Here is a 541-nt window from a genome sequence, read left to right as displayed (position 1 = left end):
GATCGAACCGCTGACCCCCTGCGTGCAAGGCAGGTGCTCTCCCAGCTGAGCTAAGGCCCCATTTTGTATTTTGTTAATGGTCGGGAAGACAGGATTTGAACCTGCGACCCCTTGGTCCCAAACCAAGTGCTCTACCAAGCTGAGCTACTTCCCGAAATATGGCGCGCCCGAGAGGAGTCGAACCCCTAACCTCTTGATCCGTAGTCAAACGCTCTATCCAATTGAGCTACGGGCGCTTTTATGGTGCCGAGGACCGGAATCGAACCGGTACGGTAGTCACCTACCGCAGGATTTTAAGTCCTGTGCGTCTGCCAGTTCCGCCACCCCGGCACATTATACTATGGAGCGGAAGACGGGATTCGAACCCGCGACCCCCACCTTGGCAAGGTGGTGTTCTACCACTGAACTACTTCCGCATTCTATATTTGTTAAAAGCTTACTAGCTTTTTAACAAAAGCTCCATAAATGTTAAATTTCTTAAATGGTGCGGGTGAAGGGAGTCGAACCCCCACATCCGAAGATACTAGATCCTAAGTCTAGC

4 tRNA genes are annotated in these 541 nt (G+C 51.4%); all 4 read right to left on the bottom strand.

Annotation, left to right across the window (positions count from 1 at the left end):
* Nucleotides 1–77: 77 nt before the first annotated feature.
* The 4 genes from JF53_RS07520 to JF53_RS07505 all read right to left on the bottom strand — a co-directional run bounded on the left by JF53_RS07520 (nucleotide 78) and on the right by JF53_RS07505 (nucleotide 416).
* Nucleotides 78–154 (bottom strand) — tRNA-Pro (locus tag JF53_RS07520).
* A gap of 5 nt (nucleotides 155–159) precedes the next feature.
* Nucleotides 160–236: transfer RNA gene (locus JF53_RS07515), tRNA-Arg, on the bottom strand.
* Between the two features lie 5 nt (nucleotides 237–241).
* Nucleotides 242–330 (bottom strand) — tRNA-Leu (locus JF53_RS07510).
* 11 nt (nucleotides 331–341) lie between these two features.
* Nucleotides 342–416, bottom strand: a tRNA-Gly gene (locus JF53_RS07505).
* Between the last annotated feature and the right edge of the window lie 125 nt (nucleotides 417–541).

The sequence above is a fragment of the Ornithinibacillus contaminans genome (assembly GCF_001038425.2).
Taxonomy (GTDB): domain Bacteria; phylum Bacillota; class Bacilli; order Bacillales; family Amphibacillaceae; genus Ornithinibacillus; species Ornithinibacillus contaminans.
This window is presented reverse-complemented; position numbering and strand designations above follow the sequence as displayed.